Genomic DNA, 26,257 nt, shown 5'->3' with positions numbered 1-26,257 from the left:
CCCTTTATATTTTTTTAAATTTAATAGTATCGTTTTTATTATAAGAGTAACTTTAAGGTTTTAAAAAAGAATAGAAGACACGGAAGTTTTAAAAAGAAGTCATTTGTTGCATCTCATTTAAAGATGCAACAAAGTATTTTAGTAAGCTACGTTTGAGCCACCAAAGTTATATGTTTTTTGTAAATCTGCAGTCGCTTCTTTTACAGCTGTACAAACTGTTCCACTAGCATTATCTGCACTTACTGTTATGTTTCCATCATCAACATTGTTAAATTTAATTTCTAAACACGTATTATTATTATCATCGCCCAAAACAATTGTATCATTATTTTGAAGATCATTATCAGCTGTTTTAAGTGATATATTTGTAATATCTGCAGTATCTTTACCTTTAAAAGTACCTTGTGCTGTATAAAAAGTGCCTAACTCACTTACAAGTGTTGCTGCTTCTGTAGAAATTTTTGAAACTTGTGCATCCGTACGCGTCGCTGCAAGTTTTGGAATGGCAACTGCTGCCAAAATACCTAAAATAACGATAACGAAGATCAATTCGATCATTGTAAAACCAGCTCTTTTCATAAGAACTCCTTATATTTTTAAAAATTGGATTACACTGGTAATCTTAGAAAACATTATGGACCTATTTTCATTAAAGTTTGCTTAATCTGATTGTTTTCAATTTAAAAGACACATGGTCCGCACTAAAGTACGGATTCCGGGAGGGAATGATTTAGGAACCGGTATTGTAATGCCGGCTGATAAAATATTTGGAATAAAAGTTGCTTATTATCTGTTATTACATGTAAACAAGGAGTCATTGATGAGCATTGAAATTTCCAAAACCCATTCTCTTTTAACGAAAGCGATGGACTATCGTGTTGCACGTCAGGATATGATAGCATCAAATATTGCCAATGCGGACACGCCTTATTACAAACCGAGAGATATCAGCTTTGAAGATGCTTTGATTGCACAAAAAAATGCCCTTTATCAGGATAATACACATCAGTTGAAAATGGCTCGTACCAATGCCAATCATTTGGCGCCAAAAGAAGAGACAAGCGATCTCAAACCCACACTCTTTTTCAGAGACGGACATATGGCTCGCAATGACGGTAACTCTGTCGATATAGATGTCGAAACAACCGAAATGAGCAAGAACTCCATTATGTTTAATGCCATTGTCATGGCAGCCAAAAAAGATGCAGGCATTTTCAAAAGTGTCATAGATGCTTCTGCAAAAGTAAATTAAGGATAGACAACCATGAGTAACTTTCTCAACAGTTTTGATATCAGCGGATACGGACTCTCAGCCCAAAGAGTCCGTGTCAATGTCATTTCAAGCAATATAGCCAATGCCCAGACAACAAGAACAGAAGAAGGCGGACCCTATCGTCGCAAAGAGGTTGTTTTTAAAGCAGTAAACTTTAATGATGTATACAACAAAGCTCTGGGTGAGACTGCACAAAGTGCCAAATATCAAGACCCTTTGAATGAAGGACAATTTGGACAAAAGGTAAATCCTGCTATAATGAGTGTAGTAGTTGACAAAATTGTAAGAGACGACAGCAAACCTCTTATGAAATTTGAGCCAAACAACCCGGATGCAGATGCAAACGGATATGTGGCATATCCAAATATTAATCCTGTTGTGGAAATGTCCGATTTGGTAGAGGCAACACGCTCCTACCAGGCAAATGTTGCGGCATTTCAAAGTGCAAAGGATATGGCAAACGCTGCCATATCACTGTTACAGTAAAAAAGGAAGTGAAAGATTATGAACAACATTAATAATATTTCCGGTGCTTCAACAGCAGACCTTTTAAAACAAAAAGGCAGTACTGAAAAAACCGGTGGCGAAGCTTTTGCTCAGCAGTTAAAATCAGCCCTCAATGAGGTTAATGAGATTCAAAAAGAGAGCGAAGAAGCTATAGCCGATTTGGCAACAGGCCAGGTAAAAGATCTCCATCAGGCAGCTCTTGCAATCGGCAAAGCAGAAACAAGTATGAAACTTATGTTAGAGATTCGAAACAAAGCATTAAATGCCTACAAAGAGATTGGCAGAACACAATTATAATCTGCCTCTGCACATAATAACTTCATGCTAAACCGTAACAAAAGTAAAAAAATATTCCTTCTTTATGTCCTTATTTCTCTTGCTTTTGCGGTTTTTTTAAGCGTTATGCTTCTCACTGCCACAAAATCACGCCGTATGCCCTCTTTGTATGCAACAGAAAGCTCAAAAGCACAACGTGGCAGTATCATCAGTGCAGACGGTTTTCACATAGCTACAACAAAAAAACTCTATAAAGCAGTTGTCAATACCAGATACATCGACCCTGATAAAAAAGAGTTGTTTGTAAAGCTTTTCAGTATTTACTCAGGTATGACACCAAAGGCCATTGAAAAAAGACTCTCCAAACGCAAAGGTGTTGTCGTTTTGAGTTATAATGTGCCACAAATAAAAGCACATTATCTCAAAACACTCGCGAGAGAACTGCGACGCTTTAAAGTATTTTTAGAGTTAAAAAACCCGGCAACAGGACTTCGTTCTGTGCATGGGCTCAGCATACTTGAGAGCGGGGAAAGCCGGGAGTATCCTTATGGAACCCTGCTTACCCCTGTTATAGGCTATCCGCATAAAATAGAAGAAGACGGATATACCTCCATCAAAGGAGTCAAAGGACTTGAAAAAAGATTTGACAACGAACTCTCACCCAGACAGGACGGCTACAGCAGAGGCAAACGTGATGTAAACAGCTACATTATTTTAAATAAAGAGAGCTTTACCAAACCAAAAATAAACGGGCTTGACATTAAACTGACCATTCCGGTTTCTTTTCAAATACGCATAGAAAAGATGCTTGACAGTATGAAAAAAGAACTCCGTGCAAAAGAGGTTATGATTGCTATTATGGACTCCAAAACAGGTGATGTCTATGCTATAGCCAGTTCCAACAGATATTTGCCAAAAAAGATTAGACGCAGGGACTATCCCTCTCTCAACAGTTCTATGATAGAGTACAGTTTTGAGCCGGGAAGTGTTCTGAAACCTATCACTTTTGCCCTGCTCCTGGAACACAAACTTGTGAATCCCTATGATTTGGTAAACGGACATAACGGACGCTTTAAAATAGGGAGAAAGGTTATTACTGACGAGCACAGATTTGACTGGCTTTCGGCTGAGAATGTTATAGTCTACTCTTCAAATATCGGTATAGCCCAACTGGCACAAAGACTCTCCGGGTATGACTTTTATCAAGGGCTGAAAAAATTTGGCTTTGCAAGCAAATCCACACCTGATTTGATTTATGAAAGAAAAGGTTCTGTTCCAAGTGCCAAACGGCTTGAAAATGAAATATACAAAGCTACCTGTGCCTATGGTTACGGCATCCGTGCAAATCTTATGCAACTGCTCCGTGCCTACAGTGCTTTTAACAATAACGGGCGCATGGTAAAACCTAAACTTGTCAAAAGTTTTATAGATGAACACGGCACTGTAAAAGAACTCGGTTATGAGGAGAGTGTGCAGGTTATAAAAAGTGCAACTGCCAAAAGAATGAATAAAATTTTACTCAAAACCGTGAATGAAGGCACCGGAAAAAAGCCATCACAAAAGGATTGCAAATCGGTGGAAAAACAGGAACTGCGCACATTGTTGAAAAAGGACAGTATGTAAGGAAATACAACACCGCTTTTATGGGATTCGCCAATGACAAAAAGCACAAATACACTATAGGTGTCATTGTTATACAGCCTAAAAAAAGCCAGTTTGCAGCCCAAACTGCTGTTCCTGTCTTTAAAAAAGCGGTTGATATTATGATAGAAGAGGGTTATTTAGAGCCAAATATTGTCAAGTAGCCTTGTTTCACCTACAATCGCCTCCACAAGAATAACAGTATTGCCGATTTGTACTTTCTTTATTACTTCAAAGTCACGATTAAGTACTTCTACATATTTTACTTCCAAAGGAGACAAGATAGCGTGCATCTCCTCTTTAATTTTTACTGTATCCAAAATATTTTTACTGATTAGCTTTGAAGCTGCATATAATGACTTTGGAATTTTTAAGGCTTCTTCCCTTTGTGCTTTTGAAAGATATACATTTCTGCTGCTGAGTGCCAGTCCATCATTATCGCGAACGATATCTACAGGAACAATTTCAACATCCATGAAAAACTGTTTTACCATAAGACTGATGAGATTAAGTTGTTGTGCATCTTTTTTTCCAAAGTAGGCTCTTGTCGGGGAGACAATATTGAGCAGTTTCATAACAACTCTCAAAACACCGCTGAAATGCCCCGGTCTTGTTGCCCCTTCTAAAACATATCCACGTACATTAGGCGCACAGATTTTCACTTCATCCTTACTGTATATATCTGAAGCAGTTGGGAAAAAAAGGATATCTACGCCTGCCAATTCACATATTTTCTTATCGGCATCATCTTTTTTCGGATATTTGTCTAAATCTTCACCTGCCAAAAACTGTGCAGGATTGACAAAGACAGAAACTACCACTGTTTCATTCTCTTGTCTTGCGCGTTTTATCAAAGCAATATGCCCTTCATGCAAAGCACCCATGGTAGGCACAAAACCTACGGTTTTATTTTCATCTTTTAAGTATTGTTTTAATGCCAAAGGATTTGATATAATCTTCATTTTAAGCCCTGATATAATATAATCGCAATTATAACAAATTTAATGCCCCTAAGTGATGGAATATGGATAACTACGAATACACAGAACTTTTAAAAAATATTGATGCAAAAATGAAAAACATTACCGAGGTTGTCGAACCGGAAAAAATCCACAAGAGACTCAAAGAGATTGAGACTATGGAAAATGACCAGGATTTTTGGAACGATGCTGCTTATGCCGCCAAAATACAAAAAGAAAAAACTCAGCTTCAAAGAAAACTTGACAAATACAATACTGCCAAAAATGCTGTTGATGACGCAAAAGAACTTTATGAAATGGCTAAAGAAGAGAATGATACAGAATCACTCGAAGCACTTTACGAAGATGCGCCAAATTTGGAAAAACAGATTCGTGATATGGAAATTGAAGTCCTGCTAAGCGGTGAAACCGATGCCAATAATGCCATTCTTTCTATTCATCCCGGTGCAGGAGGAACAGAGTCCCAGGACTGGGCAGAGATGCTGCTTCGAATGTATAAACGCTGGGCAGAGCGGCGCGGCTTCAAAGTAGAGGTTTTGGATTACCAGGCAGGAGATGAAGCAGGCATCAAAGATGTTTCCATACTTATAAAGGGAGAGAATGCCTATGGGTATCTCAAGGTTGAAAACGGTATTCACAGACTTGTAAGAATTTCACCGTTTGATTCCAATGCCAAACGTCATACCTCTTTTGCCTCTGTTATGGTCTCTCCCGAAATTGATGATGATATAGACATTACCATAGAAGACAAAGACATACGCATTGACACCTACCGCTCAAGCGGTGCGGGCGGACAGCATGTTAACAAAACCGAATCTGCCATACGCCTAACCCATATCGCCACAGGTGTTGTCGTACAGTGCCAAAATGACAGAAGCCAGCACAAAAACAAAGCAACAGCGATGAAAATGCTCAAATCCCGCCTCTATGAATTAGAACTTGAAGAACAAAAAGCAAAAGAAGTAGGTATCGCCAAAAGTGAAATAGGCTGGGGGCATCAGATACGCTCCTATGTTATGCAGCCTTACCAGCAAATCAAAGACACAAGAAGCAATGAAGCCTACTCTAATGTCTCTGGTATCCTTGACGGAGATATTGATACAATGATTGAGGGTGTTTTAATAGCTATGAACCGTACTTAGTCTTGCTCTTTTTTTATAAAACTGTAGCCTAGAAACAATACTCCAAGCAGCATTGCAAAAATCGTAAGATACTTTTTTTGCTGTTGCTGTGCACTTACTAAAGACTCCCTGAAAGTGGCTATGTCCGGTTTAGCTTTTTTTACACCTGGCACATGCCCTGAAACACTGGCTTCAATTCTTGCAACATTGGCTGCCGCTACCTCATTTGCACTCATTGCGATTTTGGGTGTCGTCCAAAAATGTACTGCAAAACTGATAAGAAACATGAATATGCCAACTGACCTTAAAATAACAATCTTATGTTTTAAAAAAAATTCCATCTTCTCTCTTTTTCTTTTGCTGTTTCTAAAGCAAATTATGTCAAAATCCCGGTATGAATCTACTTAAAGAATTTTTACTTGATGATACGTGCTCCTATCTGAGCGGCAAAAAACAAACTACACACTATAAAGTGATCAACAACTGTGACTCCAAATCTTGTGAAGCCCTGATTGAACGAGGATACCGTCGTTTTGGAAAAATGTACTTTAGACCCATATGCACTGCATGTACAGAATGCCAGAGTATTAAAATTGATGTAGAAAACTATGCATTCAGCAAATCTGCAAAAAGAGTTATCAAAAAATCCAAAGATATTACTTCTTACATACAGATACCGAGTGTAACCCAGGAGCACCTTGAACTGTTTGAAAAGTACCATCTTTATATGCATGATAAAAAAGGGTGGGACTACTCTGCGACAACTGCACAGCACTACTATAACTCTTTTGTCACAGGCCATGCTGACTTTGGCTATGAAGTACTGTATTATGATCAGGAAAAGCTTATTGCAGTAGATTTGATAGATATTCTTGAAAACGGAATATCATCAATCTATTTTTATTATGATCCTGATTATGCCCAATACTCCTTAGGTAAACTCTCCCTGTATAATCAGATAAAATATGCTAAAAATACAAACAAAAAATGGATATATTTGGGGTACTATGTAGAAGGATGCCCTTCTCTTTCTTATAAAGCCCAGTATACTCCTTACCTCACGCTTCAAGGCAGACCGCACGAACACGAAAAATTTATATGGTCTTAGAGAGCTCTTTTTTTTGTTCTTCTCTAATTTGTAACTTTTTCTTTTGTACTTCTTTGTTAAGTTGCTCTTCCAGTTTTTGCTGTTCGAGTTTGTCTTTTTTTCTGATTCTTTGAATTTTTTCCAATTCTCGTTCTTTTTTTCGTTGCAGCAGGCTTTTTTTACGCTCTTTTTTTGCCTGTAGTTTTTTATCTTCATCCAAATATTTTTGTATTATTCCTGTTGTATTGACATCATCAGAATGTGCAAAATAGTAATCGAGTATCTTGCTTTTACTTCTTTTTTCATCAATCAGTCCGCTGTTTGCCAGTTTTGTAAAAAGTTTTGAATTTTCATTTTCGATTGCCAAATCCAAATTTCTTTTGACAGAGCGTACAAAAAAATCATTTGTTCGTGAAAGTTCTCTTAATCTGTTTAGATAGCGCATCTTGTCTTTAACCGCTCCCTCATCCAATGAAAAACCCTCTTTTTTCAACTTTTTGACAGCAGTAGCATACTCTTGTATTTTCTTTTCGTACGGTGCGTACTCATCTATATTTGCAAGCTTCTGAATTTTATCTACATTATTGTAAACAATATCACCAAGCGCAGAAAAAGCTTTTGGATTTTGTGCCGCAAGCAGTGTAACGAGTATAAGTAAAAGTAGTATTTTATGCATTCAAATCAGCCTGAAAAATTTTTACCATTATAACAGAATTTTATTTTTAAAAGAAGAAAGACTCCTCTCTCGTTAAAGAGAGAAGAAAGGAGAGTTTGTGACGAAAATACTATCCGTTACGTTTTTTCTGAATCTCTTCAGCTATATTTCTTGGAACTTCTTCATAATGATCAAATTCCATTGCATATGTTGCACGTCCCTGAGTTGCAGAACGAAGGTCGGTTGAGTAACCGAACATTTCGGCAAGTGGAACAAAAGCATCAATAATTTTGTTACCGGCACGGTCACTCATATTGTTTACCTGTCCGCGTCTACGGTTCAAGTCACCGATAACATCACCCATATACTCTTCAGGAACTTCAACTTCAACTTTCATCATCGGCTCAAGTATAGCAGCATCTGCTTTACGACAGGCTTCTTTAAATCCCATTGAAGCAGCGAGTTTAAACGCCATTTCATTTGAATCCACATCATGGTAAGAACCGTCATACAGTGTAACATCAATATCTTCCATAGGATAACCCGCAAGAACACCTGCCTGCATCGCTTCTTCACAACCTTTTTCAACAGCAGGAATATATTCTCTTGGAACAGTTCCCCCTTTGATTTCGTTGTGAAATACAAAACCAGAATCAGGCTCACCCGGCTTCACTTTCAAGAACACATGACCAAACTGACCACGACCGCCAGACTGTTTTGCATACTTGTATTCCTGGTTGACTTCTTTCTTGATTGTTTCACGGTAAGAAACCTGCGGAGCACCGACTTCTGCTTCAACTTTGAATTCACGTTTCATTCTGTCAACAAGAATTTCAAGGTGTAACTCACCCATTCCTGAAATAATAGTCTGACCTGTTTCATCATCAGTGTGTACTCTGAAAGACGGATCTTCAGCAGCAAGTTTACCAAGGGCTATACCCATTTTTTCCTGGTCAGCTTTTGTTTTTGGCTCAACCGCAACAGAGATAACCGGCTCAGGGAAGTCCATTCTTTCCAGTACAACTTTCTCAGCAGGATCACATAAAGTATCACCGGTAGTTGTTGATTTTAATCCGACAACGGCACCGATTTCACCGGCATATATCTCTTTGATCTCTTCACGCTTGATAGCATGCATTTTCAAGATACGGCCGATACGCTCTTTTTTGTCTTTTGTCGTGTTGTGTACGTACGAGCCTGATTCTAAAGAACCGCGGTATACACGGATAAATGTAAGAACACCCACAAACGGGTCAGTCATAATTTTGAAAGCAAGTGAAGCAAAAGGACCGTCATCAGTTGATTCAACAACAACTTCTTTCTCTTCATCATCCATCATAGTACCCATGATTGGCGGTGCTTCAACCGGTGAAGGAAGATAGTCAACAACAGCGTCAAGCAGAGTTTGAACACCTTTGTTTTTAAATGCAGTACCCGGAGTCATCGGAACAACAGCCATGCCGATTGTTGCAGATTTGATAGCCGCTTTGATTTCTTCTTCAGAAATTTCTTCGCCTTCGAGGAATTTTTCAGCAAAATCATCATTGCCTTCAACTTCAGCTAAAGTCTCAAGCATTTTTTCTCTGTATTCGTCTGCAATTTCCTGTAACTCAGGACGAATATCCTGTACATGGTAATTTGAACCCATCGCAGCATCTTCATCCCAGACAATCTCTTTCATTTTAACTAAATCAACAACACCTTCAAACTTGTCTTCAGCACCGATAGGTAACTGAAAAGGCATAGGATTCCCTTTAAGACGCTCACGAATCTGACGCTCAACTTCATAGAAATCTGCACCAGTTCTGTCCATTTTGTTAACAAAAACAATAGATGGAACTTTATAACGATTACGTTGTCTCCAAACTGTTTCTGATTGTGGTTGTACCCCACCAACAGCACAGAATACTGAAACAGCACCGTCAAGTACACGCATAGAACGCTCAACTTCAATAGTAAAGTCAACGTGGCCCGGAGTATCGATAATATTTATCTGTTTTCCGTTCCACTCACAGGTAGTCGCAGCAGAAGTAATCGTAATACCACGCTCCTGCTCTTGTTCCATCCAGTCCATAGTAGCAGCCCCGTCATGGACCTCACCGATTTTATGCTCAACACCAGTATAGAAAAGAATTCTTTCTGTTGTTGTCGTTTTACCCGCATCAATATGTGCAGCAATACCGATGTTTCTTACATCTTCTAATTTATGACTTCTTGGCATATGTTATCCTGTTACCATCTGTAATGAGCAAATGCTTTATTAGCTTCTGCCATTTTATATGTATCTTCTTTTTTCTTAAATGCTGAACCTTTGTCTGATGCAGCATCCATGAATTCATTTGCCAATCTCTCAGCCATTGTTCTTTCATTACGTTTACGAGCTGCATCAACCAACCATCTGATTGCAAGAGACTGCTGACGCACCGGGCGTACTTCTACTGGAACTTGATAAGTAGCACCACCGACACGGCGACTTTTAACCTCTATAATAGGTTTGATATTCTCAATAGCTTCATTAAATGTGTCTATTCCTGATTTTTCTCCACGAGAGCTAATGATGTCCATTGCACTGTAGATGATTTTTTCAGCTGTAGATTTTTTACCATCTAACATGATTTTGTTAATAAATTTCGTTAAAATTTTGCTTCCATAAACAGGATCTGGCATAATTTCACGAACGGGAGCTTTTCTTCTTCTCATTTGTAATTTTCCTTACTTCAATTTGTATTCTTCAAATTTACTCAAAATTAATCACTAAAGATTAATCCTGTAGCTATTGAATTTATATATTAAAAAAATAATCTCAGATTATTTTTTCGGTTTCTTAGTTCCGTATTTAGAACGGGCAACCATACGGTTAGCAACACCGGCAGTATCAAGTGCACCACGAACGATGTGATACTTCACACCAGGTAAATCTTTAATACGACCACCACGTACAAGTACGATAGAGTGTTCTTGAAGATTGTGACCTTCACCACCGATATATGAGATAACTTCAAAACCGGAAGTCAGTCTGACTTTCGCAACTTTTCTTAAAGCCGAGTTAGGTTTTTTAGGTGTAGTTGTGTAAACACGTGTACATACACCACGACGCTGTGGACATGAGTCAAGAGCAGGTGATTTTGATTTTTTAATCACACGTTTACGCTCTTTACGAATCAATTGATTGATTGTAGGCATACAATTCCTTTTTTCTTAAATTTTCCAGTAGAATAAAACTCACTAAAAATTTTAGAGAGTTATAGACACGAAATAATACAAAAATTGTAATTAAAGTTAGCTTATTTTAAGGAATTATTAAAGTGGATCTTAGATTAGTGTGCACATATTACTAATGTAAAAAACTCTGGCTCTCGTAAAGAGACTAGCTTTAGTGCCGAACGCAGTGATCAGAATATGGGCTTTGCTCATATTCTGAATATAAAAAGAAACCTCTACTCTTCTTCAATCTCAAATTCTATATTTTGATCTTTGTAGATACCGGTTCCAACAGGAATAGTACGGCCGATAATAACATTTTCTTTCAGGTTTTCAAGATTGTCAACTTTTGCCGAAACTGCCGCTTCTGTCAATACTTTCGTAGTATCCTGGAATGATGCCGCTGAAATAATAGAGTCAGCTGAAACTGCCGCACGAGTAATACCGACCAGGAACGGTTCAGCAATCGCAGGACGACCGCCAAGACGCATAATCTTTTCATTTTCCTGAGTAAATTTCACCTTGGAAACCAAATCACCTTCTATGAATTTTGTATCGCCAGATTTTACAATTTTTACCTGACGCAACATTTGGGTAAAGATGACTTCAATGTGTTTGTCGGCAATGTTAACCCCTTGAGAACGATATACCTGCTGTACTTCAGACACAAGATAGTTATACAGTGCTTTGACACCCATGATACGTAAAAGTTCATGAGAAGATAAAATACCCGTAGTCAATCGCTCACCGGCATGCACAAAGTCGCCAGGGTTTACAACCGGTTCATGTGATTTGTCAACAAAATACTCTTTTACAATTCCGTTGTCTGCATTGCTGACAATAATTCTTACTTTTCCGCGAAGCGGTTTTCCAAAGCTGACCACACCGTCAATTTCAGAAATCAGTGCGGTTGCTTTAGGACGACGACCTTCAAAAAGTTCAGATACACGTGGAAGACCCCCGGTAATATCTGATGATTTTTGCAATGCTTTTGGCGTTTTTGCCAATATGTCAGCCACTTTCACTTCAGCACCGTCAGCAACATACACAGATGATTTTGGCTCAATTGCATAACGCAAAAGTTCTCCGTCTTCTGTTGCCAGTACTATTGCAGGCTTATACTCTGAAGAGATGTGGTCATTAATCATCAAACGCGTTTTACCGGTCAACTCATCAAGCTGCTCACTCGCAGTTGTTCCGACAATGATATCTTCATATTTCACAACACCGTTAGCTTCTGAAATAATCGGGTTAGAGTACGGATCCCATTCGGCGATCACAACTGATTCATCAGAGGAAGGTTTCGCAATAACTGTATCTCTGTCTACACTTTCATTGTCATCTGTTACAATAACTGAACCGCGTGCAATATAATGACGAATCGCTTCACGGTTGTTTGTATCAATTACAGCGGCAAAAAGACCTTTTTCTACAACTTCATATCCTGACTTCAGTCCTTCAAATCTCTCAAGGTAGTCCCCTTTGAGCAAGAAGTACTTCACAGTACCCTCTTCTTTTGCAAGAATCTTTTTCGTAACAGGTGCACCGTCATCAACTAAAAGTTCTGATGCATACGGAATACGGCTAGGTACGTTCCATCCGTCTTTGATTGTTTCAACAATAGAATCCAGTGCCTCGACTTTTTCCCCGTTTTTATGAGGGAAATAGTATTTTCCTTCAATCTGTCCGCTTACTCCCGCAAGTTCATTCGGCTTCGCTATTTCAAGCTTACGCAGTGAATAACGAACAGTTTCATCTTCGGATTTTACACTGATAATGACTTCATCATGAATCGTCTGAATCTCAACAGTTCCCGCAAACGGTGCTTTGATTTTTGGTTCAACCAGTAAAACACCCGCATTACGGCGATTGGCAACAATATTTTTACCCTCTTTGTTTTTATACGTTTTAAGGTTGTAATAACGTATAAAACCTTCTTTTTCTGCAACAACCTGACGTTCCTGTGCAGTAGAAGATGCCGTTCCACCAACGTGGAATGTACGCAGTGTCAACTGTGTACCAGGCTCACCGATAGACTGTGCCGCAATAATACCTATCGCTTCACCAGGACGAACAATATATCCGGTTGCAAGGTTCACACCATAACACAGGGCACATACACCTTCTTCGCTTTTACATGTAGTCGGTGTTCTGATTACTGCTGTTTTGATACCTGACTCAGCAATAACTTTTGCAGAAACTTCATCTAAAAGTGTTCCCTCAGCATAAAGAATTTCATTGGAGATAGGGTCAATAACATCATCCGCAAGAACACGACCGTTGAGTCTGTCTTCCAATGATTCTATCAATGTATTTTGATCAGATATATCAGAAATCTCTATCCCTTCGTGCGTATGGCAGTCATGCTCAACAATTTTAACATTCTGTGCAACATCAACAAGTTTACGAGTCAAATACCCTGCATTGGCAGTTTTAAGTGCCGTATCTGCAAGACCTTTACGCGCACCGTGTGTTGAAATAAAGTATTCAATAACATTAAGACCCTCTTTAAAGTTAGAAATAATCGGTGTCTCGATGATCTCTCCAGAAGGCTTAGCCATCAGACCACGCATACCGGCAAGCTGGCGAATCTGCGCTGCAGAACCACGAGCACCGGAATCTGCCATCATATGAATAGAGTTAAAACCGTCTTTGTCCGTCTGTACAAGCTGCATCATTTCTGCTGCAAGTGTATTGTTTGTATCTGTCCAAACATCAATGATCTTATTGTAACGTTCCTGCTCAGTCAACAGTCCCGCTTCAAACTGTTTTTGAATCTCAATGACTCTTGCTTTAGACTCTGCAATTTTTGCAGGTTTCATATCAGGCACACGAATATCATCCGCTGAAATTGACACACCGGCTTCTGTCGCATGCTTGAAACCCAAATCTTTCAAACGGTCAAGGAAAGATGCAGTAATGCCGATTCCCCCGTGTTTTTGTACATAATCAACAATCTCATTAATAGCTTTTTTCTTCATTACTTTGTTCCAAAGCTCAGCCGGAACAAAATCAGGAAGAATTGCCTTAATCAAAAGACGACCTGCAGTTGTGTGAATAATACGTCCGTCAACACGTGTTCTAACCTTAGCGTGCAAGTCAAGTGCGTCATGTTCTAAAGCAATTCGGATCTCATCAACATTTGCAAAAAGTTTGTTAGAACCCTTCACACCGTTTTTCTCAAGTGAAAGATAGTAAATACCAAGTACCATATCCTGAGAAGGTGTAGCAATAGCCTTTCCGGATGCAGGAAGCAAAATGTTCATAGAAGCCAGCATCAACACTTTACATTCAGCTATGGCAGCAGAAGAAAGCGGTACGTGTACAGCCATCTGATCCCCGTCAAAGTCGGCATTAAATGCCGCACAAACCAATGGGTGAAGCTGAATTGCTTTTCCGTCTATCAGTTTAGGGTGAAACGCCTGAATAGAAAGTTTATGCAGTGTCGGTGCACGGTTGAGCATAATCGGATACCCGTCAACAATCTCTGCAAGACACTCCCAAACTTCATTTGTTTTTTCTTCTATCATTTTTTTGGCAGCTTTTACCGTTGTTGCGTAACCTTTGTCTTCAAGTTTTGCAATCAAATGCGGCTTAAAGAGTTCGAGTGCCATTTTTTTCGGCAGTCCGCACTCATCCATTCGCAAAGACGGTCCGACTACAATGACAGAACGTCCGGAAAAGTCAACACGCTTTCCAAGAAGATTCTGACGGAAACGCCCCTGCTTTCCTTTAATGATTTCACTTAAAGATTTCAAAGGACGTTTGTTTGCGCCTTTTACCGCATTTGCACGACGACCGTTGTCAAAAAGTGCATCTACAGACTCCTGTAACATACGCTTTTCGTTTCTGACAATAATTTCAGGTGCTTCAAGTTCTACAAGACGTTTTAAACGCTGGTTACGGTTAATAACACGACGATATAAATCATTTACATCAGATACGGCAAACTTACCGCCGTCAAGTGATACCAACGGACGTAAATCCGGTGGGAGAACCGGCAGCACAGTCAGCATCATCCAGGCAGGGTTGTTGCCTGAATTTAAAAATGACTCAATAACTTTCAGACGTTTGTTAATCGTTTTTTTCTTTGCCTCAGATTTTGTTTCGCCAATCGCTTCTTTTAAGTTAGTAAAAAGGTCAACCAAATCAATAGAATCCAATAAATCACGAATCACTTCACCACCCATACGGGCTTTGAAACCAAGCTCACCAAATCTCTGCACAAGTGTACGGTACTGCTCTTCATTTAAAACATCATATTTTAAAACCGGAGTTTTAGCCTCTGCATCATAATAGGACTCTCCGCCCTCTTCGACGATATACGCTTCATAATAGAGTACACGCTCTAAATCTTTCATTTTGATACCAAGCAGCGTACCGATACGAGAAGGCAGTGAACTTACATACCATATATGTGCAACCGGAGTCACCAATTCAATATGTCCCATACGTGTACGACGTACTTTTGTAGATGTTACTTCAACACCACATTTTTCACATACCACACCTTTATAGCGCATCTTTTTATACTTGCCGCAAAGACACTCATAGTCCCTTACAGGTCCAAAGATTTTTGCACAAAACAAACCGTCACGCTCAGGTTTTAAAGTACGATAATTAATAGTTTCTGGCTTTTTAACCTCTCCGTGACTCCATGACATTACCTTTTCAGGGGATGCCAAACGGAACTGGAGCTGTTTTATATCTTTTGGTCTGCTGTCTTCTGTTACTTCTACCGGTACTAATTTACTCATCGTCTTCTACCTCGTCCATAATATCTACATCAAGAGCCAATGCCTGCAGCTCTTTTGTTAATACAAATAGTGTTTCAGGAATACCAGATTCTGGTACCAATTCACCTTTTGTAAGTGCTTTGTAAGCACGTACACGACCATCAACATCATCTGATTTGATAGTCAACATCTCTTTTAGAACTGCTGAAGCACCATATGCTTCAAGTGCCCAGACTTCCATCTCACCGAATCTTTGACCACCAAAGAGTGCTTTACCACCAACCGGTTGTTGTGTAACAAGCGAGTATGGTCCGGTTGAACGGGCATGGATCTTTTCGTCTACCAGGTGATGCAGTTTTAAGATGTACATGTAACCGACATTGACACGCTCTTTCATCTTCTCACCGGTTTTTCCGTCATAAAGTACACGTTTGCCGTCAGCATCCATATTTGCCAGTTTGTAGAGTTTTTCAAACTCTTCAGCATTTGTCCCTTCAAAAATAGGTGCAGCAAATTTAACACCCTTGGCCCAGTCTCTTGCATGGATCAGAAACTCTTCATCACTCATATTTCCGATTACTTCAGAAGCTTTCATCATTCCTGCAACATCAGCTATTTCGATCATTTTTGCACGAAGATTTTGTATATAGTCTTTTTGTTTTGAGTCAAACTCTGCCTGTATCTGATCGCCGAGTTCACGACCTGCCATACCGAGGTGCATTTCCAAAATCTGACCGATATTCATACGAGAAGGTACACCAAGCGGATTCAAACAGACATCAACAGAACGTCCGTCTTCCATATACGGCATATCTACCTCAGGAACTATAATAGAAACAATACCTTTGTTTCCGTGACGTCCGGCCATCTTGTCACCGACTTTGAGATGACGTTTTGTTGCTATATAGATTTTTACATACTTCACAACACCGTTTGGTAAAATGTCGTCTTTTTCCAATATAGTGAGTTTCTCTTCATGTTCATCTCTGAAAACTCTTTTTTGCTTCTGGAAATGACTTTTCGTTTTGTTGTACTCATCCTGAATCTCTTGTGAAAAAGATTTGACGATTGCATTCATAGCAAAACGGTTTACTTCTTTTAAATCATCTCCGTTGATTTTTTCTCCGGCCTTATACTCGGTATCACCTATTTTGATGTCACTCTGTAACGGTTCACGGGTGAGAAGTTTTGTCACACGAAGCATCTCTTCTTTATCTATCATAATAAGTCTGTCATAATGCTCGCGTTCAAGGTAGTCTCTCTCCTCTTTTTCAAGTTCCAATGCACGGGGATCTTTGTCATAACCTTTTTTTGTAAATACTTTAATATCTACAACCACCCCTTCCATTGACGGCGGACAGTAGAGTGATTTATTGACGACATGACCGGCTTTTTCGCCAAAAATTGCGCGTAAAAGACGCTCTTCCGGTGTTGGTTTCACTTCCCCTTTTGGAGAAACTTTTCCGACAAGAATCATACCGCCTTTTACATTTGTACCGATTTTGACAATACCTGATTCATCGAGATGTGCCAGTTCATCATCACGAACATTCGGGATATCACGGGTAATCTCTTCGACACCGTGTTTCAATTCACGGGCTTCTACCTCTTTTTCATAAATATGCACTGAAGTAAAAGCGTCTTGACGGATTAAACGTTCTGAGATGACTATAGCATCCTCAAAGTTATACCCGTTCCACGGCATGAAAGCAACCATTGCATTGACACCAAGCGCCAGTTCCCCTTTGTCCATATTTGGACCATCGGCAATGATCTGGTTTTTCTTTACCATTTCACCGACTTTTACAATCGGTTTTTGTGTAAAAGAGGTGTTTTGGTTGGTTCGAAGATTTTTTTGTAACGGATAATAGTCAATAAAGATTTCGCCGTCTTCTTCACCCATCACATAAATGTGTTTACCGTCAACTTTTTCAATTTTACCGGCACGTTTTGCTTTGACACATTCCCATGCATCACGGGCAACCAGTTTTTCAACGCCCGTTCCGACCATTGGTGCATTTGCACGTAAAAGAGGCACTGCCTGACGTTGCATGTTTGATCCCATAAGTGCACGGTTGGCATCATCATGCTCCAAGAACGGAATCAGTGAAGCGGCTACACCGACAACCATCTGTGAAGAGAGATCTGCATATTCACACTCTTTGGGATCACGTAAAAGGATTTCCCCGTCCTGTCTTACAGCAATCAGGTCTTCAATAAACTGGCCGTTTTCATCCAGTTTGTTAGAAGCTGCGGCAATTTTTTTACCCTCTTCCTGTGTTGCCGTCAGATAAACTATTTCATGAGTAACTTTTCCGTCTTTCATTACTTTGTAAGGAGCTTCAATAAATCCATGCTCGTTTACTTTTGCATACATTGCAAGTGTATTGATAAGACCGATATTTTGTCCCTCCGGCGTTTCAACAGGACAGATTCTGCCATAATGTGTAGGATGGACATCACGCACTTCAAATCCGGCACGTTCTTTGACAAGACCGCCTTCACCAAGAGCCGAAAGACGACGTTTGTGTGTCACTTCAGAGAGTGGATTTGTCTGGTCCATAAACTGAGAAAGCTGACCGCCTGAAAAGAATTCCATGATTGTAGAGGTAATCATTTTTGAGTTAATCAAATCATGAGGCATAAGCTCATTCATCGGTCCGCTCATAGTAGAGAGCTTGTCACGAATTGCTTTTTGCATTTTCACAAGACCGTTGTGTAATTCATTTCCTAATAATTCACCGATGGAACGAATACGACGATTACCCAAGTGGTCTCTGTCATCCAGGTGACCCTGTCCGTTTTTTACTTTAATAACATATTTTACAGATTCTATAATATCTTCGTGTGTTAAAACAGTCACATACTCAGGAATATTCATTCCAAGTTTGTGATTCATTTTCATACGACCAACCTGAGTCAAATCATATCTCTCAGGATCAAAGAAAAGCTGGTTTACAAATATTTTTGCAGCCTCTTTGGTTACAGGCTCGCCCGGACGCATCACTTTGTAGATACGAATCGCAGCCAAATCATTCTCATCTTCAATATCTTCTGTCTGTTTTAAAAGCTTCAGAGAATCTGTATCGGCATTGAATGCGTTGATAATAGAACTGTCAACACCTTCGGCAATATCATTGGCAATTTTGAATTCTGTTACGCCAATTTCAGCCATTTTCTTTAATTTGGTCTCATCTATATGTGTCATTGTATCAAATAACACTTCCCCTGTTTCCGGGTCAATGATAGGCTCAGCCAAATATCTGTCCAAGAGTATTTCCAAAGGATACTGAACTTCTTTCACACCGTCATCTAAAAGTTTTTGTACTTTTTTGCTTGAAAGTCTTTTGCCTGCAGCAACAAGCACTTTACCGTTCATATCAACCAAATCATAAGAGATACGTGTTGCATAATCTTTAGGATTAAAATCCATAGAAAAAGTATTGTCATTGATTTTTATTGTCTGAATCGGGTAAAAGAGTTTTAAAATATCCTGTTTGGAATATCCCAAAGCACGGAACATGATTGTTACAGGTACTTTACGACGTTTATTGATTCTCATATAGAGAATATCTTTAGGATCATACTCAAAATAGAGCCATGAACCGCGGTCAGGAATAATCTGTCCGGTATAAATTAATTTGTTTCCTGCAGTAGTTGACTCTTCTTCTTTAAAGATAACACCAGGTGATCGGTGTAACTGGTTGACTACAACGCGTTCAACACCGTTGATAATAAAAGAAGTTCTATCGGTCATAAGCGGAATATCACGAACAAATATACTCTGCTCTTTTATATCTTTTACACCAAGTTTTTCTTTTGTGTTTTCATCTCTGTCCCACAAAATAAGGCGTGTTTTCATTCTAAGGCTTACTGCATAGGTAAGTCCTCTTTCCATACATTCACGAACGGTATATTTTGGGTTCGTGACTTCAGAACCGATATATTCAACAGTTAATCTGTTTTGTGCATCATGAATAGGAAAAACAGATTGAAAAACTTTTTCAATACCGCTTGTTGCTCTGTCTTTTGCATTTAACATTAAAAATGTATCATATGAGCTTTGTTGCAGTTGGAGTAAATTTGGTACTTCAATTTCTTGAGGAGTTTTAGAGAAGTCTATACGAAGACGGTTTCCGGAATATAAAGTGTTTAACATAGGCTACCTCGATAAGTTGTTAATTAGGGACTTGATAAGTTCAAGCATATCGTATCCAGTCGTCACCAGATAGATTGTTTTACTCTTAGGTATTAAGAGATTTTTTATAGTGCTTATAAACGACATAAGGGCACTTTAGCCAAGAGAGTCCGTTCTCTTCGCTAAAGCGCCCAAAAAAGAGGGACAAAACCCTCTTTGTTTTTAAGTTAAGACTACTTAACTTCTACTGTAGCACCAGCTTCTTCTAAAGCAGCTTTTGCCTCTTCAGCAGTTTCTTTATCTACACCCTCTTTGATTGTAGACGGTAAACTTTCACATGCTTCTTTTGCTTCTTTGAGTCCAAGACCAGTTAATGCACGAACCGCTTTAATAACACCGATTTTTTTCGCACCGACATCAGTTAAAACAACATTGAATTCAGTCTGCTCAGCAGCAGCAGCGCCAGCATCACCGGCAACACCGGCAACAGCAACAGGTTGTGCAGAAACACCAAATTTTTCTTCAAACTCTTTAACAAGTTCAGATAATTCTAAAACAGAAAGTCCAGAAATAAACTCTAATACATCTTCTTTAGTAACAGCCATATTAAGCTCCTTTATTTTTTTCAAAAATTAAGGAAACCTTTTACTTGTTAATGACGACAGGAGAAGTAATTCTCCTATCTGCGTTAACACTAGGTTTCCCTCAGCGGGAGGCTCATCGTGCCAGCACGATTTTCCCATTAACGATTTTAAATCGTAACCTCATTTCATAAAAGTGAAAGACTATGCTTCCTCTTCTTCTTTCTTTTTGCGTAAAGCATCGATTCCAATTGCCATATTTGTAATTGGAGCCATCCAGGTAGCAGCAAGCATACCGAGAAGTTCATCACGACCAGGAAGTTTGGCGAATGCTTCGATTTTAGCTACGTCTGCAGGTTCTTTATCTAAATAACCGGCTTTAATCACGAACTTGTCATGATCTTTGGCGAAATCAGCCGCGATTTTAGCAGCATTGATAACATCATCAGACCAAATAAAAATATTTGTATCTTTGATTTCAACACCACTCATCTCAGCATTATTCAGTGCAATTGTTGCTAAAGTATTTTTAACAACCTGAACACTTGTGTCTTTTGCACGAGCAGATTTACGCAACTCTTCAAGTTCACTTACAGTTAAACCTTTGTAGTCACATATAACAACTGCCGTAGTATTGGCAAATGAAGTAGTTAACTGCTCAATTACTTCAGCTTTTTTTGACTTAAGCATATATAGTTCTCCTTTCCAGACATAACTTCAAGCGGGGCGAAAGGGTACGATTAAGTTCACTGCCGACACGGCAGATACCCCCAACTATCTTTAGTCCAAGTAATTCAGATTTCCAAAATGAAAATCTTTATTGTAATATATATTTTATACTACAATAAAAACTTTTATTTCAGCATAGGAAAAAATTTGGTTTTTTCCTATGAGGGGCTTTAGCCCGTTTATTTGATATCTGCCAACTCTACAACATCAAGTTTAACTGCAGGACTCATAGTTAGACTCAATGCTGCATTTTTAATATAACGCCCTTTTGCAGAGGCAGGTTTTTGTTTATTGATTGCAGAAAGAAATGTTGTTAAATTCTCTGCTATTTGAGAAGCTTCAAAACTTGCTTTCCCTATACCGGCATGGATATTACCTTTTTTGTCAACTCTAAAGTTAACCTGGCCGCCTTTGACATTTTTCACAGCTGTTGCAACATCAGGTGTTACAGTTCCAGTTTTAGGATTTGGCATCAATCCTTTTGGCCCAAGAATACGACCAATTTGACCTACAAGACCCATACAGTCAGGTGCTGCAACAACAACATCAAAGTTAAATATACCTTCTTTGATTTGTGCAACCAAATCATCAGTTCCAACGATGTCTGCACCTGCAGCTTTTGCTTCATCAGCTTTGGCACCTTTGGCAAATACAGCAACACGAACTGTTTTACCGGTTCCATGAGGAAGAACGATAGCACCACGAACCATTTGGTCTGCGTGACGAGGATCTACATTCAAGTTCATTGCAATTTCAACTGTTTCGTCGAACTTTGCACTTTTTAAATCTTTTACTGTTGCAGAAGCTTCTTCTACACTGTATGATTTTGTTTTGTCAATTTTTTCTAATAATTGTTTATATCTTTTGCTCATTACAAATCTCCATATTAATTCTGCCACATAATTTTGAAATCACTGTGGTCGATGATTGTTTTTACTAGTCTTTGATTTCTATACCGATTGAACGGGCAGAACCAGCCAAAGTATTTGCAGCCATCTCTTTATCGTCAGTATTTAAATCTTCGATTTTAGCTTCTACAACTTCCATAAGCTGTGCACGAGTTAATGACCCTACTTTGTTTTTAAGAGGATTGTCACTTCCTTTTTTCAGTCCGGCTGCTTTCATTAAAAGTTCAGAAGCAGGTGGTTGTTTTGTAACAAAAGAAAAACTTCTGTCATTGTAAACTGTAATAATAACAGGAACTTTGAATCCCATTTTATCTTTTGTTTTTTCATTGAATGCCTTACAGAATTCCATGATATTAACACCACGTTGTCCTAATGCAGGTCCTACTGGTGGAGCCGGGTTAGCTTTACCAGCTTCTATTTGTAGCTTGATATAATCCATGACTTTTTTTGCCATTTTTTGTCCTTTTTCATTATTTAATTACGTAATCCAAACGAGGTCCAGTTTACTACGCTAAGGTTAAGTTTCAAAAAATTAAAACCTAGCCTTAGCGTAGCAGGGTTCTTGATTAGATTATTTTTTCTACCTGTGTGTAAGAAATATCTACAGGAGTAGCTCTGCCAAAGATTGAAACATTCAGCTTAAGAGTGCCGTGTTCAAGGTCATACTCATCAACTGTTCCCGTAAAGTTGGCAAAAGGTCCGTCAATAATACGTACCGTTTCACCATTATCAAAAAATACTTTTGGTTTTGGTGCGGCACGATTGTTCACACGATCCAAAATAACATTAATATCATGTTCGCTCAAAGGTGTAGGCGTGTTTCCCTCCCCGATAAAACCTGATACTTTCGGTATTGACTGAATCATATGCTGAATTTCTGTATTTAAATCTATGCGGGCGAACACATAACCGGAATACAAAGATCTCTCACTCACCTTCTTCTTTCCGTCTTTTACTTCAATAACATCTTCTGTAGGAACTATTACATCGGTAATATGGTCCTGCAGACCATGTTCTTCTATCATATTAAAGATTGCATCTCTCACTGTTCTGTCACTGCCATAGGTCTGTATAGAGTACCATTGATGTGCCATTTTTTACTCCTTAACCTAAAATTGCAGACATAATAGATGACATAAGCAAATCAACCAATGCAAGAAATGCTGCTATTGCAGAAACTACAATAACAACTGCTATATATGCCTGTTTTACCTGACTTTTGGTAGGAAAGATAACTTTGCTCAGTTCCAGTCTTGCGTTACTTATTACTTTACTTAAATTCATCTATCTTTTCCATATATTGAAATGTCATTTGTTATAAATAAAGCAGATCTGCTCTACTTATAATAAATGTGTGGCAGGCGTAGAGAGACTCGAACTCCCAACACCCGGATTTGGAATCCGGTGCTCTACCATTGGAGCTATACGCCTAAATTTTTACAAAATTTAGGCACCAATTATTTAATAGTGACGACATCGGAACAAGTCCCGATATCTACGCTAACGCTGAGTTTCCTTCGGCAGGAAGCCCGCGGCACTAGTGCCTTCATTTGTTACAAAAAAATGAACTGTTATTACAGTTTCATCTCTTTGTGTATTGTGTGCTCTTTACACCATTTACAGTATTTACGTACTGAAAATTTCTCAGTGTGAGTCTTTTTGTTTTTTGTTGTGTGATAATTACGTCTTGTACATTTCTCACAACCCAAGTGTATTGCTTCTCTCATATTAAGGAACCTTTTAAAGGATTTTGCATATTAGCCAAAGGCTAATTATGCAAGAATCTCTGCAACAACACCGGCACCAACTGTACGTCCACCCTCACGGATAGCGAACTTAGTACCTTTTTCCATTGCAATTGGGTGAATTAACTCAGCAGTAATACTTACGTTATCACCTGGCATAACCATCTCAGTACCTTCTGGTAAAGTGATTGCTCCGGTAACGTCTGTAGTACGTACATAGAACTGTGGACGGTAACCATTGAAGAATGGAGTATGACGACCACCTTCATCTTTACTCAGAACATAGATTTCTGCAGTAAATTTAGTGTGAGGTGTAATTGTACCCGGCTTACAAAGTACTTGACCACGCTCAACTTCATCTTTCGCAATACCACGAACAAGAATACCACAGTTGTCACCCGCTTCACCTTGCTCCATTTCTTTACGGAACATTTCAACACCGGTTACAGTAGTTTTTTGTGTATCACGGATACCAACGATTTCTACTTCTTCACCAACTTTAATAACACCACGCTCGATACGTCCAGTAACAACTGTACCACGACCAGAGATTGAGAAAACATCTTCAACAGGCATTAAGAAATCTTTATCAGTTTCACGTTCTGGTTCAGGAATATACTCATCAACAGTTTTCATAAGCTCAACAATCTTCTCAGACCATTCACCCAAAGTACCTGCTTTTGCTTCTTCAAGAGCTTTTAATGCTGAACCTGCAGTGATTGGAGTGTCATCACCCGGGAATTCATACATATCAAGCAGTTCACGAATTTCCATTTCAACCAACTCTAACAACTCTTCATCATCAACCATATCTTCTTTGTTCATGAAAACAACGATGTACGGAACACCAACTTGTTTTGAAAGAAGGATATGCTCACGAGTTTGTGGCATTGGGCCATCCGCTGCAGAAACAACAAGAATAGCACCGTCCATTTGTGCAGCACCTGTAATCATGTTTTTAACATAATCCGCGTGACCAGGACAGTCAACGTGCGCATAGTGACGGTTGTCTGTTTCATACTCTACGTGTGAAGTAGCGATAGTAATACCACGCTCTCTTTCTTCAGGTGCATTATCGATTGCATCATAATCCATAAATTTTGCATCATTTTTAACTGCAAGTACTGCAGTAATAGCTGCTGTTAATGTTGTTTTACCGTGGTCAACGTGACCAATTGTACCGATGTTAACATGGGGTTTGTTACGTTCAAACTTTTCTTTTGCCATAATGTTCTCCGACTTTAATTTTGAATTGAAATGGAATTATACCCAAAAATCATTCAATTATTGCTTAATTAAAACATAATTTTACTTAAATGGAGCTCACGAGCGGATTTGAACCGCCGACCTCTTCCTTACCAAGGAAGTGCTCTACCCCTGAGCCACGAGAGCAAACGAGATTATATTAAGCAATAATTGAATAATTCTTTTATTTTGATATTAGTTTTTTTGTGATTAGAATATTCTATATAAATATATATTTTACAAATATACAGATTGTATGAAGTAAGATAGAAATTATACTTCAGCTTCCAGAATCTCAGATGGAGCGGGTGAAGGGATTCGAACCCTCGACAGCCTGCTTGGAAGGCAGGAACTCTAGCCACTGAGTTACACCCGCATATGAGTGGTGGTGGGAAGAGGAGTCGAACCTCTGAACCCATAGGGAGCAGATTTACAGTCTGCCGTCGTTGGCCACTTGACTATCCCACCACGTGTACATTTATAAAATGTTTTTCTGGTCTAACACTGTTTCTAATATTCAAAATTCAATGGTGCCGACACGAGGATTTGAACCCCGGGCCTGCTGATTACAAATCAGCTGCTCTAGCCAACTGAGCTATGTCGGCATCGAATTTGAGCCAGAATTATAGTGCAAAACAAATTCAATGTCAAGGGTTTTTCTCAGAAATTTATAAAATCACCGTCTTTTAGTATAATTGGCCTAAAATTTCTCCCAAATTCTTCTATTTCTTCAGTAATCTCTTTTAAATATGACGGTTTGATATGGTTAATATAGAGTCTTATATCATCTCTTTGTAATTTCTGCAATGCTTTAAAAAGCAGTTTTGGTGTCAGGTGTTTGCTTACTCTTGCTAGTTTTTCCATACTTGAAGGAAAAGAGCATTCAATAACAAGCGACTTTATTTCTCTGTCATTGTTCAGTCTGTTTATAATATTTTCAAGAGAGAGTGTATCTGCCGTTATAAGTACACCTTTGTTGTTTACTTTATAAATATAGCCGCAACTCGGAACCGTATGGTCCGTTTCAATTGGCATAATAGTTGTTTTGTTATTGAGTGTATATCTCTCGTTACAATGTACATCTCTGTATCTGATGCTCATTTCTTCTGAGCCTTCCAAAGGAATTTTGGAAAAATCCGGCCATATTATGTCATTAAAAAAATGTTTTTTTAATGCCTGTATTGTTTGGGGCAAGCCTATGATATGCAAAGTTTTTCTTCTTTGTAAAAAATAGTTGTCTACAATATAAGCTATATGATCAAGGTGAGAATGTGTTAAATAAATATACTCTACATGTAAAGAGTTCTCGGCCAAAGCATTTAAAAGATTTCCGGCATCAATCACAGTTGCGGCATCCAACATAAAGGATGTTGTTCCAAAACCTTTGGCTTTAGTTCCATAGGCACCTAAAATTTTTATGCTGTTTTCATACAT

Annotated in this window: 23 protein-coding genes, 5 tRNA genes and 1 pseudogene; 6 read left to right on the top strand and 23 right to left on the bottom strand. The window is 38.8% G+C overall.

The features are described from left to right. Positions 1 to 138: 138 nt before the first annotated feature. Positions 139 to 579 carry a type II secretion system protein gene (locus tag MLC44_RS01870; RefSeq protein ID WP_346389254.1) on the bottom strand — a complete coding sequence of 147 codons (441 nt, stop codon included), beginning with the start codon at positions 577 to 579 and terminating at the stop codon, positions 139 to 141. Positions 580 to 820: 241 nt separating this feature from the next. On the opposite strand from MLC44_RS01870, the gene flgB reads away from it, so the two are divergent. The 4 genes and pseudogenes from flgB (at position 821) to MLC44_RS01850 (ending at position 3,861) form a co-directional block, all read left to right on the top strand. Next, positions 821 to 1,252 (top strand): flagellar basal body rod protein FlgB, encoded by a 432-nt coding sequence (gene flgB, locus MLC44_RS01865; protein WP_346389570.1) that lies wholly within the window; start codon positions 821 to 823, stop codon positions 1,250 to 1,252. Positions 1,253 to 1,264: 12 nt separating this feature from the next. Beyond that, entirely contained in the window at positions 1,265 to 1,759 is a 495-nt protein-coding gene (flgC, locus tag MLC44_RS01860) for a flagellar basal body rod protein FlgC (RefSeq protein ID WP_193151109.1), read from the top strand. Between the two features lie 18 nt (positions 1,760 to 1,777). Beyond that, positions 1,778 to 2,077 (top strand): flagellar hook-basal body complex protein FliE, encoded by a 300-nt coding sequence (gene fliE, locus MLC44_RS01855; protein ID WP_151901138.1) that lies wholly within the window; start codon positions 1,778 to 1,780, stop codon positions 2,075 to 2,077. A gap of 24 nt (positions 2,078 to 2,101) precedes the next feature. Next, positions 2,102 to 3,861: pseudogene (locus tag MLC44_RS01850) on the top strand (peptidoglycan D,D-transpeptidase FtsI family protein). On the opposite strand, the gene panC reads toward MLC44_RS01850, so the two are convergent. Further along, positions 3,838 to 4,659 (bottom strand): pantoate--beta-alanine ligase, encoded by an 822-nt coding sequence (gene panC, locus MLC44_RS01845; protein WP_151901140.1) that lies wholly within the window; start codon positions 4,657 to 4,659, stop codon positions 3,838 to 3,840. The pseudogene MLC44_RS01850 and the gene panC sit on opposite strands and share 24 nt — an antisense overlap. 62 nt (positions 4,660 to 4,721) lie before the next feature. Between panC and prfB the strand changes: the two genes are divergently transcribed. Next, positions 4,722 to 5,819 (top strand): peptide chain release factor 2, encoded by a 1,098-nt coding sequence (prfB, locus tag MLC44_RS01840; RefSeq protein ID WP_434658209.1) that lies wholly within the window; start codon positions 4,722 to 4,724, stop codon positions 5,817 to 5,819. Here prfB and MLC44_RS01835 read toward each other — a convergent pair. Next, positions 5,816 to 6,085, bottom strand: coding sequence for a hypothetical protein (locus tag MLC44_RS01835; protein ID WP_434658206.1), 270 nt, complete (start codon positions 6,083 to 6,085; stop codon positions 5,816 to 5,818). The genes prfB and MLC44_RS01835 overlap by 4 nt on opposite strands. Positions 6,086 to 6,192: 107 nt before the next feature. Here MLC44_RS01835 and MLC44_RS01830 point away from each other — a divergent pair, with 107 nt between their 5' ends. Further along, positions 6,193 to 6,906, top strand: coding sequence for an arginyltransferase (locus tag MLC44_RS01830; RefSeq protein ID WP_434658204.1), 714 nt, complete (start codon positions 6,193 to 6,195; stop codon positions 6,904 to 6,906). Here MLC44_RS01830 and MLC44_RS01825 read toward each other — a convergent pair. From MLC44_RS01825 to MLC44_RS01730, 20 genes are all read right to left on the bottom strand, one after another. After that, the gene (locus MLC44_RS01825) at positions 6,893 to 7,561 is read right to left on the bottom strand and encodes a hypothetical protein (protein ID WP_151901144.1); all 669 of its coding nucleotides are present in this window, start codon (positions 7,559 to 7,561) and stop codon (positions 6,893 to 6,895) included. The genes MLC44_RS01830 and MLC44_RS01825 overlap by 14 nt on opposite strands. A 109-nt stretch (positions 7,562 to 7,670) precedes the next feature. Beyond that, positions 7,671 to 9,761, bottom strand: a complete 2,091-nt coding sequence (gene fusA / locus MLC44_RS01820) for an elongation factor G (RefSeq protein ID WP_346389248.1) — start codon at positions 9,759 to 9,761, stop codon at positions 7,671 to 7,673. Between the two features lie 11 nt (positions 9,762 to 9,772). Then, positions 9,773 to 10,240, bottom strand: coding sequence for a 30S ribosomal protein S7 (gene rpsG / locus MLC44_RS01815; protein WP_226067598.1), 468 nt, complete (start codon positions 10,238 to 10,240; stop codon positions 9,773 to 9,775). A 108-nt stretch (positions 10,241 to 10,348) separates the two neighbouring features. Then, on the bottom strand, positions 10,349 to 10,723 hold the full coding sequence (rpsL, locus tag MLC44_RS01810) for a 30S ribosomal protein S12 (RefSeq protein ID WP_151901147.1): 375 nt from the start codon (positions 10,721 to 10,723) through the stop codon (positions 10,349 to 10,351). A gap of 254 nt (positions 10,724 to 10,977) precedes the next feature. Beyond that, positions 10,978 to 15,498, bottom strand: a complete 4,521-nt coding sequence (gene rpoC, locus MLC44_RS01805; RefSeq protein WP_151901148.1) for a DNA-directed RNA polymerase subunit beta' — start codon at positions 15,496 to 15,498, stop codon at positions 10,978 to 10,980. Next, positions 15,491 to 19,636 carry a DNA-directed RNA polymerase subunit beta gene (gene rpoB, locus MLC44_RS01800; protein ID WP_346389247.1) on the bottom strand — a complete coding sequence of 1,382 codons (4,146 nt, stop codon included), beginning with the start codon at positions 19,634 to 19,636 and terminating at the stop codon, positions 15,491 to 15,493. Before rpoB ends, rpoC begins: the two co-directional genes overlap by 8 nt. 212 nt (positions 19,637 to 19,848) lie before the next feature. Beyond that, complete coding sequence (gene rplL / locus MLC44_RS01795; protein ID WP_151901150.1) at positions 19,849 to 20,220, bottom strand: 50S ribosomal protein L7/L12; 372 nt, start codon at positions 20,218 to 20,220, stop codon at positions 19,849 to 19,851. Between the two features lie 180 nt (positions 20,221 to 20,400). Further along, positions 20,401 to 20,886, bottom strand: coding sequence for a 50S ribosomal protein L10 (gene rplJ, locus MLC44_RS01790; RefSeq protein WP_151901151.1), 486 nt, complete (start codon positions 20,884 to 20,886; stop codon positions 20,401 to 20,403). A 218-nt stretch (positions 20,887 to 21,104) separates the two neighbouring features. Further along, the gene (rplA, locus tag MLC44_RS01785) at positions 21,105 to 21,797 is read right to left on the bottom strand and encodes a 50S ribosomal protein L1 (RefSeq protein ID WP_418640973.1); all 693 of its coding nucleotides are present in this window, start codon (positions 21,795 to 21,797) and stop codon (positions 21,105 to 21,107) included. Positions 21,798 to 21,861: 64 nt separating this feature from the next. Continuing rightward, positions 21,862 to 22,287, bottom strand: coding sequence for a 50S ribosomal protein L11 (gene rplK, locus MLC44_RS01780; RefSeq protein ID WP_151901153.1), 426 nt, complete (start codon positions 22,285 to 22,287; stop codon positions 21,862 to 21,864). 112 nt (positions 22,288 to 22,399) lie between these two features. Then, the gene (gene nusG, locus MLC44_RS01775; RefSeq protein ID WP_418640972.1) at positions 22,400 to 22,927 is read right to left on the bottom strand and encodes a transcription termination/antitermination protein NusG; all 528 of its coding nucleotides are present in this window, start codon (positions 22,925 to 22,927) and stop codon (positions 22,400 to 22,402) included. A gap of 10 nt (positions 22,928 to 22,937) precedes the next feature. Then, positions 22,938 to 23,117, bottom strand: a complete 180-nt coding sequence (gene secE / locus MLC44_RS01770; RefSeq protein WP_226067579.1) for a preprotein translocase subunit SecE — start codon at positions 23,115 to 23,117, stop codon at positions 22,938 to 22,940. Positions 23,118 to 23,188: 71 nt separating this feature from the next. Then, positions 23,189 to 23,264, bottom strand: a tRNA-Trp gene (locus MLC44_RS01765). Between the two features lie 143 nt (positions 23,265 to 23,407). Continuing rightward, entirely contained in the window at positions 23,408 to 23,560 is a 153-nt protein-coding gene (gene rpmG, locus MLC44_RS01760) for a 50S ribosomal protein L33 (RefSeq protein ID WP_151901156.1), read from the bottom strand. A gap of 45 nt (positions 23,561 to 23,605) precedes the next feature. Next, complete coding sequence (gene tuf, locus MLC44_RS01755) at positions 23,606 to 24,805, bottom strand: elongation factor Tu (RefSeq protein WP_151901157.1); 1,200 nt, start codon at positions 24,803 to 24,805, stop codon at positions 23,606 to 23,608. Positions 24,806 to 24,895: 90 nt separating this feature from the next. Then, positions 24,896 to 24,970: transfer RNA gene (locus MLC44_RS01750), tRNA-Thr, on the bottom strand. A gap of 153 nt (positions 24,971 to 25,123) precedes the next feature. Next, a tRNA-Gly gene (locus MLC44_RS01745) sits at positions 25,124 to 25,199 on the bottom strand. A gap of 7 nt (positions 25,200 to 25,206) precedes the next feature. Further along, a tRNA-Tyr gene (locus MLC44_RS01740) sits at positions 25,207 to 25,291 on the bottom strand. A gap of 60 nt (positions 25,292 to 25,351) precedes the next feature. Beyond that, positions 25,352 to 25,428, bottom strand: a tRNA-Thr gene (locus MLC44_RS01735). A gap of 55 nt (positions 25,429 to 25,483) precedes the next feature. Further along, entirely contained in the window at positions 25,484 to 26,257 is a 774-nt protein-coding gene (locus MLC44_RS01730; protein ID WP_434658200.1) for an MBL fold metallo-hydrolase, read from the bottom strand.

It is taken from the genome of Sulfurimonas sp. NW9 (assembly GCF_051132275.1).
GTDB classification, from domain to species: domain Bacteria; phylum Campylobacterota; class Campylobacteria; order Campylobacterales; family Sulfurimonadaceae; genus Sulfurimonas; species Sulfurimonas hydrogeniphila.
The sequence above is the reverse complement of the archived record's forward strand: the minus strand, read 5'-3'. Positions and strand labels throughout refer to the sequence as shown.

Excerpts from the sequence above, each read along its gene's own strand:
- fusA (WP_346389248.1), bottom strand. The coding sequence starts at position 9,761 with ATGCCAAGAAGTCATAAATTAGAAGATGTAAGAAACATCGGTATTGCT.
- rpoB (WP_346389247.1), bottom strand. The coding sequence starts at position 19,636 with ATGTTAAACACTTTATATTCCGGAAACCGTCTTCGTATAGACTTCTCT.
- MLC44_RS01830 (WP_434658204.1), top strand. The coding sequence starts at position 6,193 with ATGAATCTACTTAAAGAATTTTTACTTGATGATACGTGCTCCTATCTG.
- rplK (WP_151901153.1), bottom strand. The coding sequence starts at position 22,287 with ATGGCAAAAAAAGTCATGGATTATATCAAGCTACAAATAGAAGCTGGT.
- rpmG (WP_151901156.1), bottom strand. The coding sequence starts at position 23,560 with ATGAGAGAAGCAATACACTTGGGTTGTGAGAAATGTACAAGACGTAAT.
- rplL (WP_151901150.1), bottom strand. The coding sequence starts at position 20,220 with ATGGCTGTTACTAAAGAAGATGTATTAGAGTTTATTTCTGGACTTTCT.
- MLC44_RS01730 (WP_434658200.1), bottom strand. The coding sequence starts at position 26,257 with ATGTATGAAAACAGCATAAAAATTTTAGGTGCCTATGGAACTAAAGCC.
- secE (WP_226067579.1), bottom strand. The coding sequence starts at position 23,117 with ATGAATTTAAGTAAAGTAATAAGTAACGCAAGACTGGAACTGAGCAAA.
- rplJ (WP_151901151.1), bottom strand. The coding sequence starts at position 20,886 with ATGCTTAAGTCAAAAAAAGCTGAAGTAATTGAGCAGTTAACTACTTCA.
- fliE (WP_151901138.1), top strand. The coding sequence starts at position 1,778 with ATGAACAACATTAATAATATTTCCGGTGCTTCAACAGCAGACCTTTTA.
- MLC44_RS01870 (WP_346389254.1), bottom strand. The coding sequence starts at position 579 with ATGAAAAGAGCTGGTTTTACAATGATCGAATTGATCTTCGTTATCGTT.
- rpsL (WP_151901147.1), bottom strand. The coding sequence starts at position 10,723 with ATGCCTACAATCAATCAATTGATTCGTAAAGAGCGTAAACGTGTGATT.
- rplA (WP_418640973.1), bottom strand. The coding sequence starts at position 21,797 with ATGAGCAAAAGATATAAACAATTATTAGAAAAAATTGACAAAACAAAA.
- panC (WP_151901140.1), bottom strand. The coding sequence starts at position 4,659 with ATGAAGATTATATCAAATCCTTTGGCATTAAAACAATACTTAAAAGAT.
- MLC44_RS01825 (WP_151901144.1), bottom strand. The coding sequence starts at position 7,561 with ATGCATAAAATACTACTTTTACTTATACTCGTTACACTGCTTGCGGCA.
- rpsG (WP_226067598.1), bottom strand. The coding sequence starts at position 10,240 with ATGAGAAGAAGAAAAGCTCCCGTTCGTGAAATTATGCCAGATCCTGTT.
- nusG (WP_418640972.1), bottom strand. The coding sequence starts at position 22,927 with ATGGCACATCAATGGTACTCTATACAGACCTATGGCAGTGACAGAACA.
- MLC44_RS01835 (WP_434658206.1), bottom strand. The coding sequence starts at position 6,085 with ATGTTTCTTATCAGTTTTGCAGTACATTTTTGGACGACACCCAAAATC.
- tuf (WP_151901157.1), bottom strand. The coding sequence starts at position 24,805 with ATGGCAAAAGAAAAGTTTGAACGTAACAAACCCCATGTTAACATCGGT.
- rpoC (WP_151901148.1), bottom strand. The coding sequence starts at position 15,498 with ATGAGTAAATTAGTACCGGTAGAAGTAACAGAAGACAGCAGACCAAAA.
- flgB (WP_346389570.1), top strand. The coding sequence starts at position 821 with ATGAGCATTGAAATTTCCAAAACCCATTCTCTTTTAACGAAAGCGATG.
- prfB (WP_434658209.1), top strand. The coding sequence starts at position 4,722 with ATGGATAACTACGAATACACAGAACTTTTAAAAAATATTGATGCAAAA.
- flgC (WP_193151109.1), top strand. The coding sequence starts at position 1,265 with ATGAGTAACTTTCTCAACAGTTTTGATATCAGCGGATACGGACTCTCA.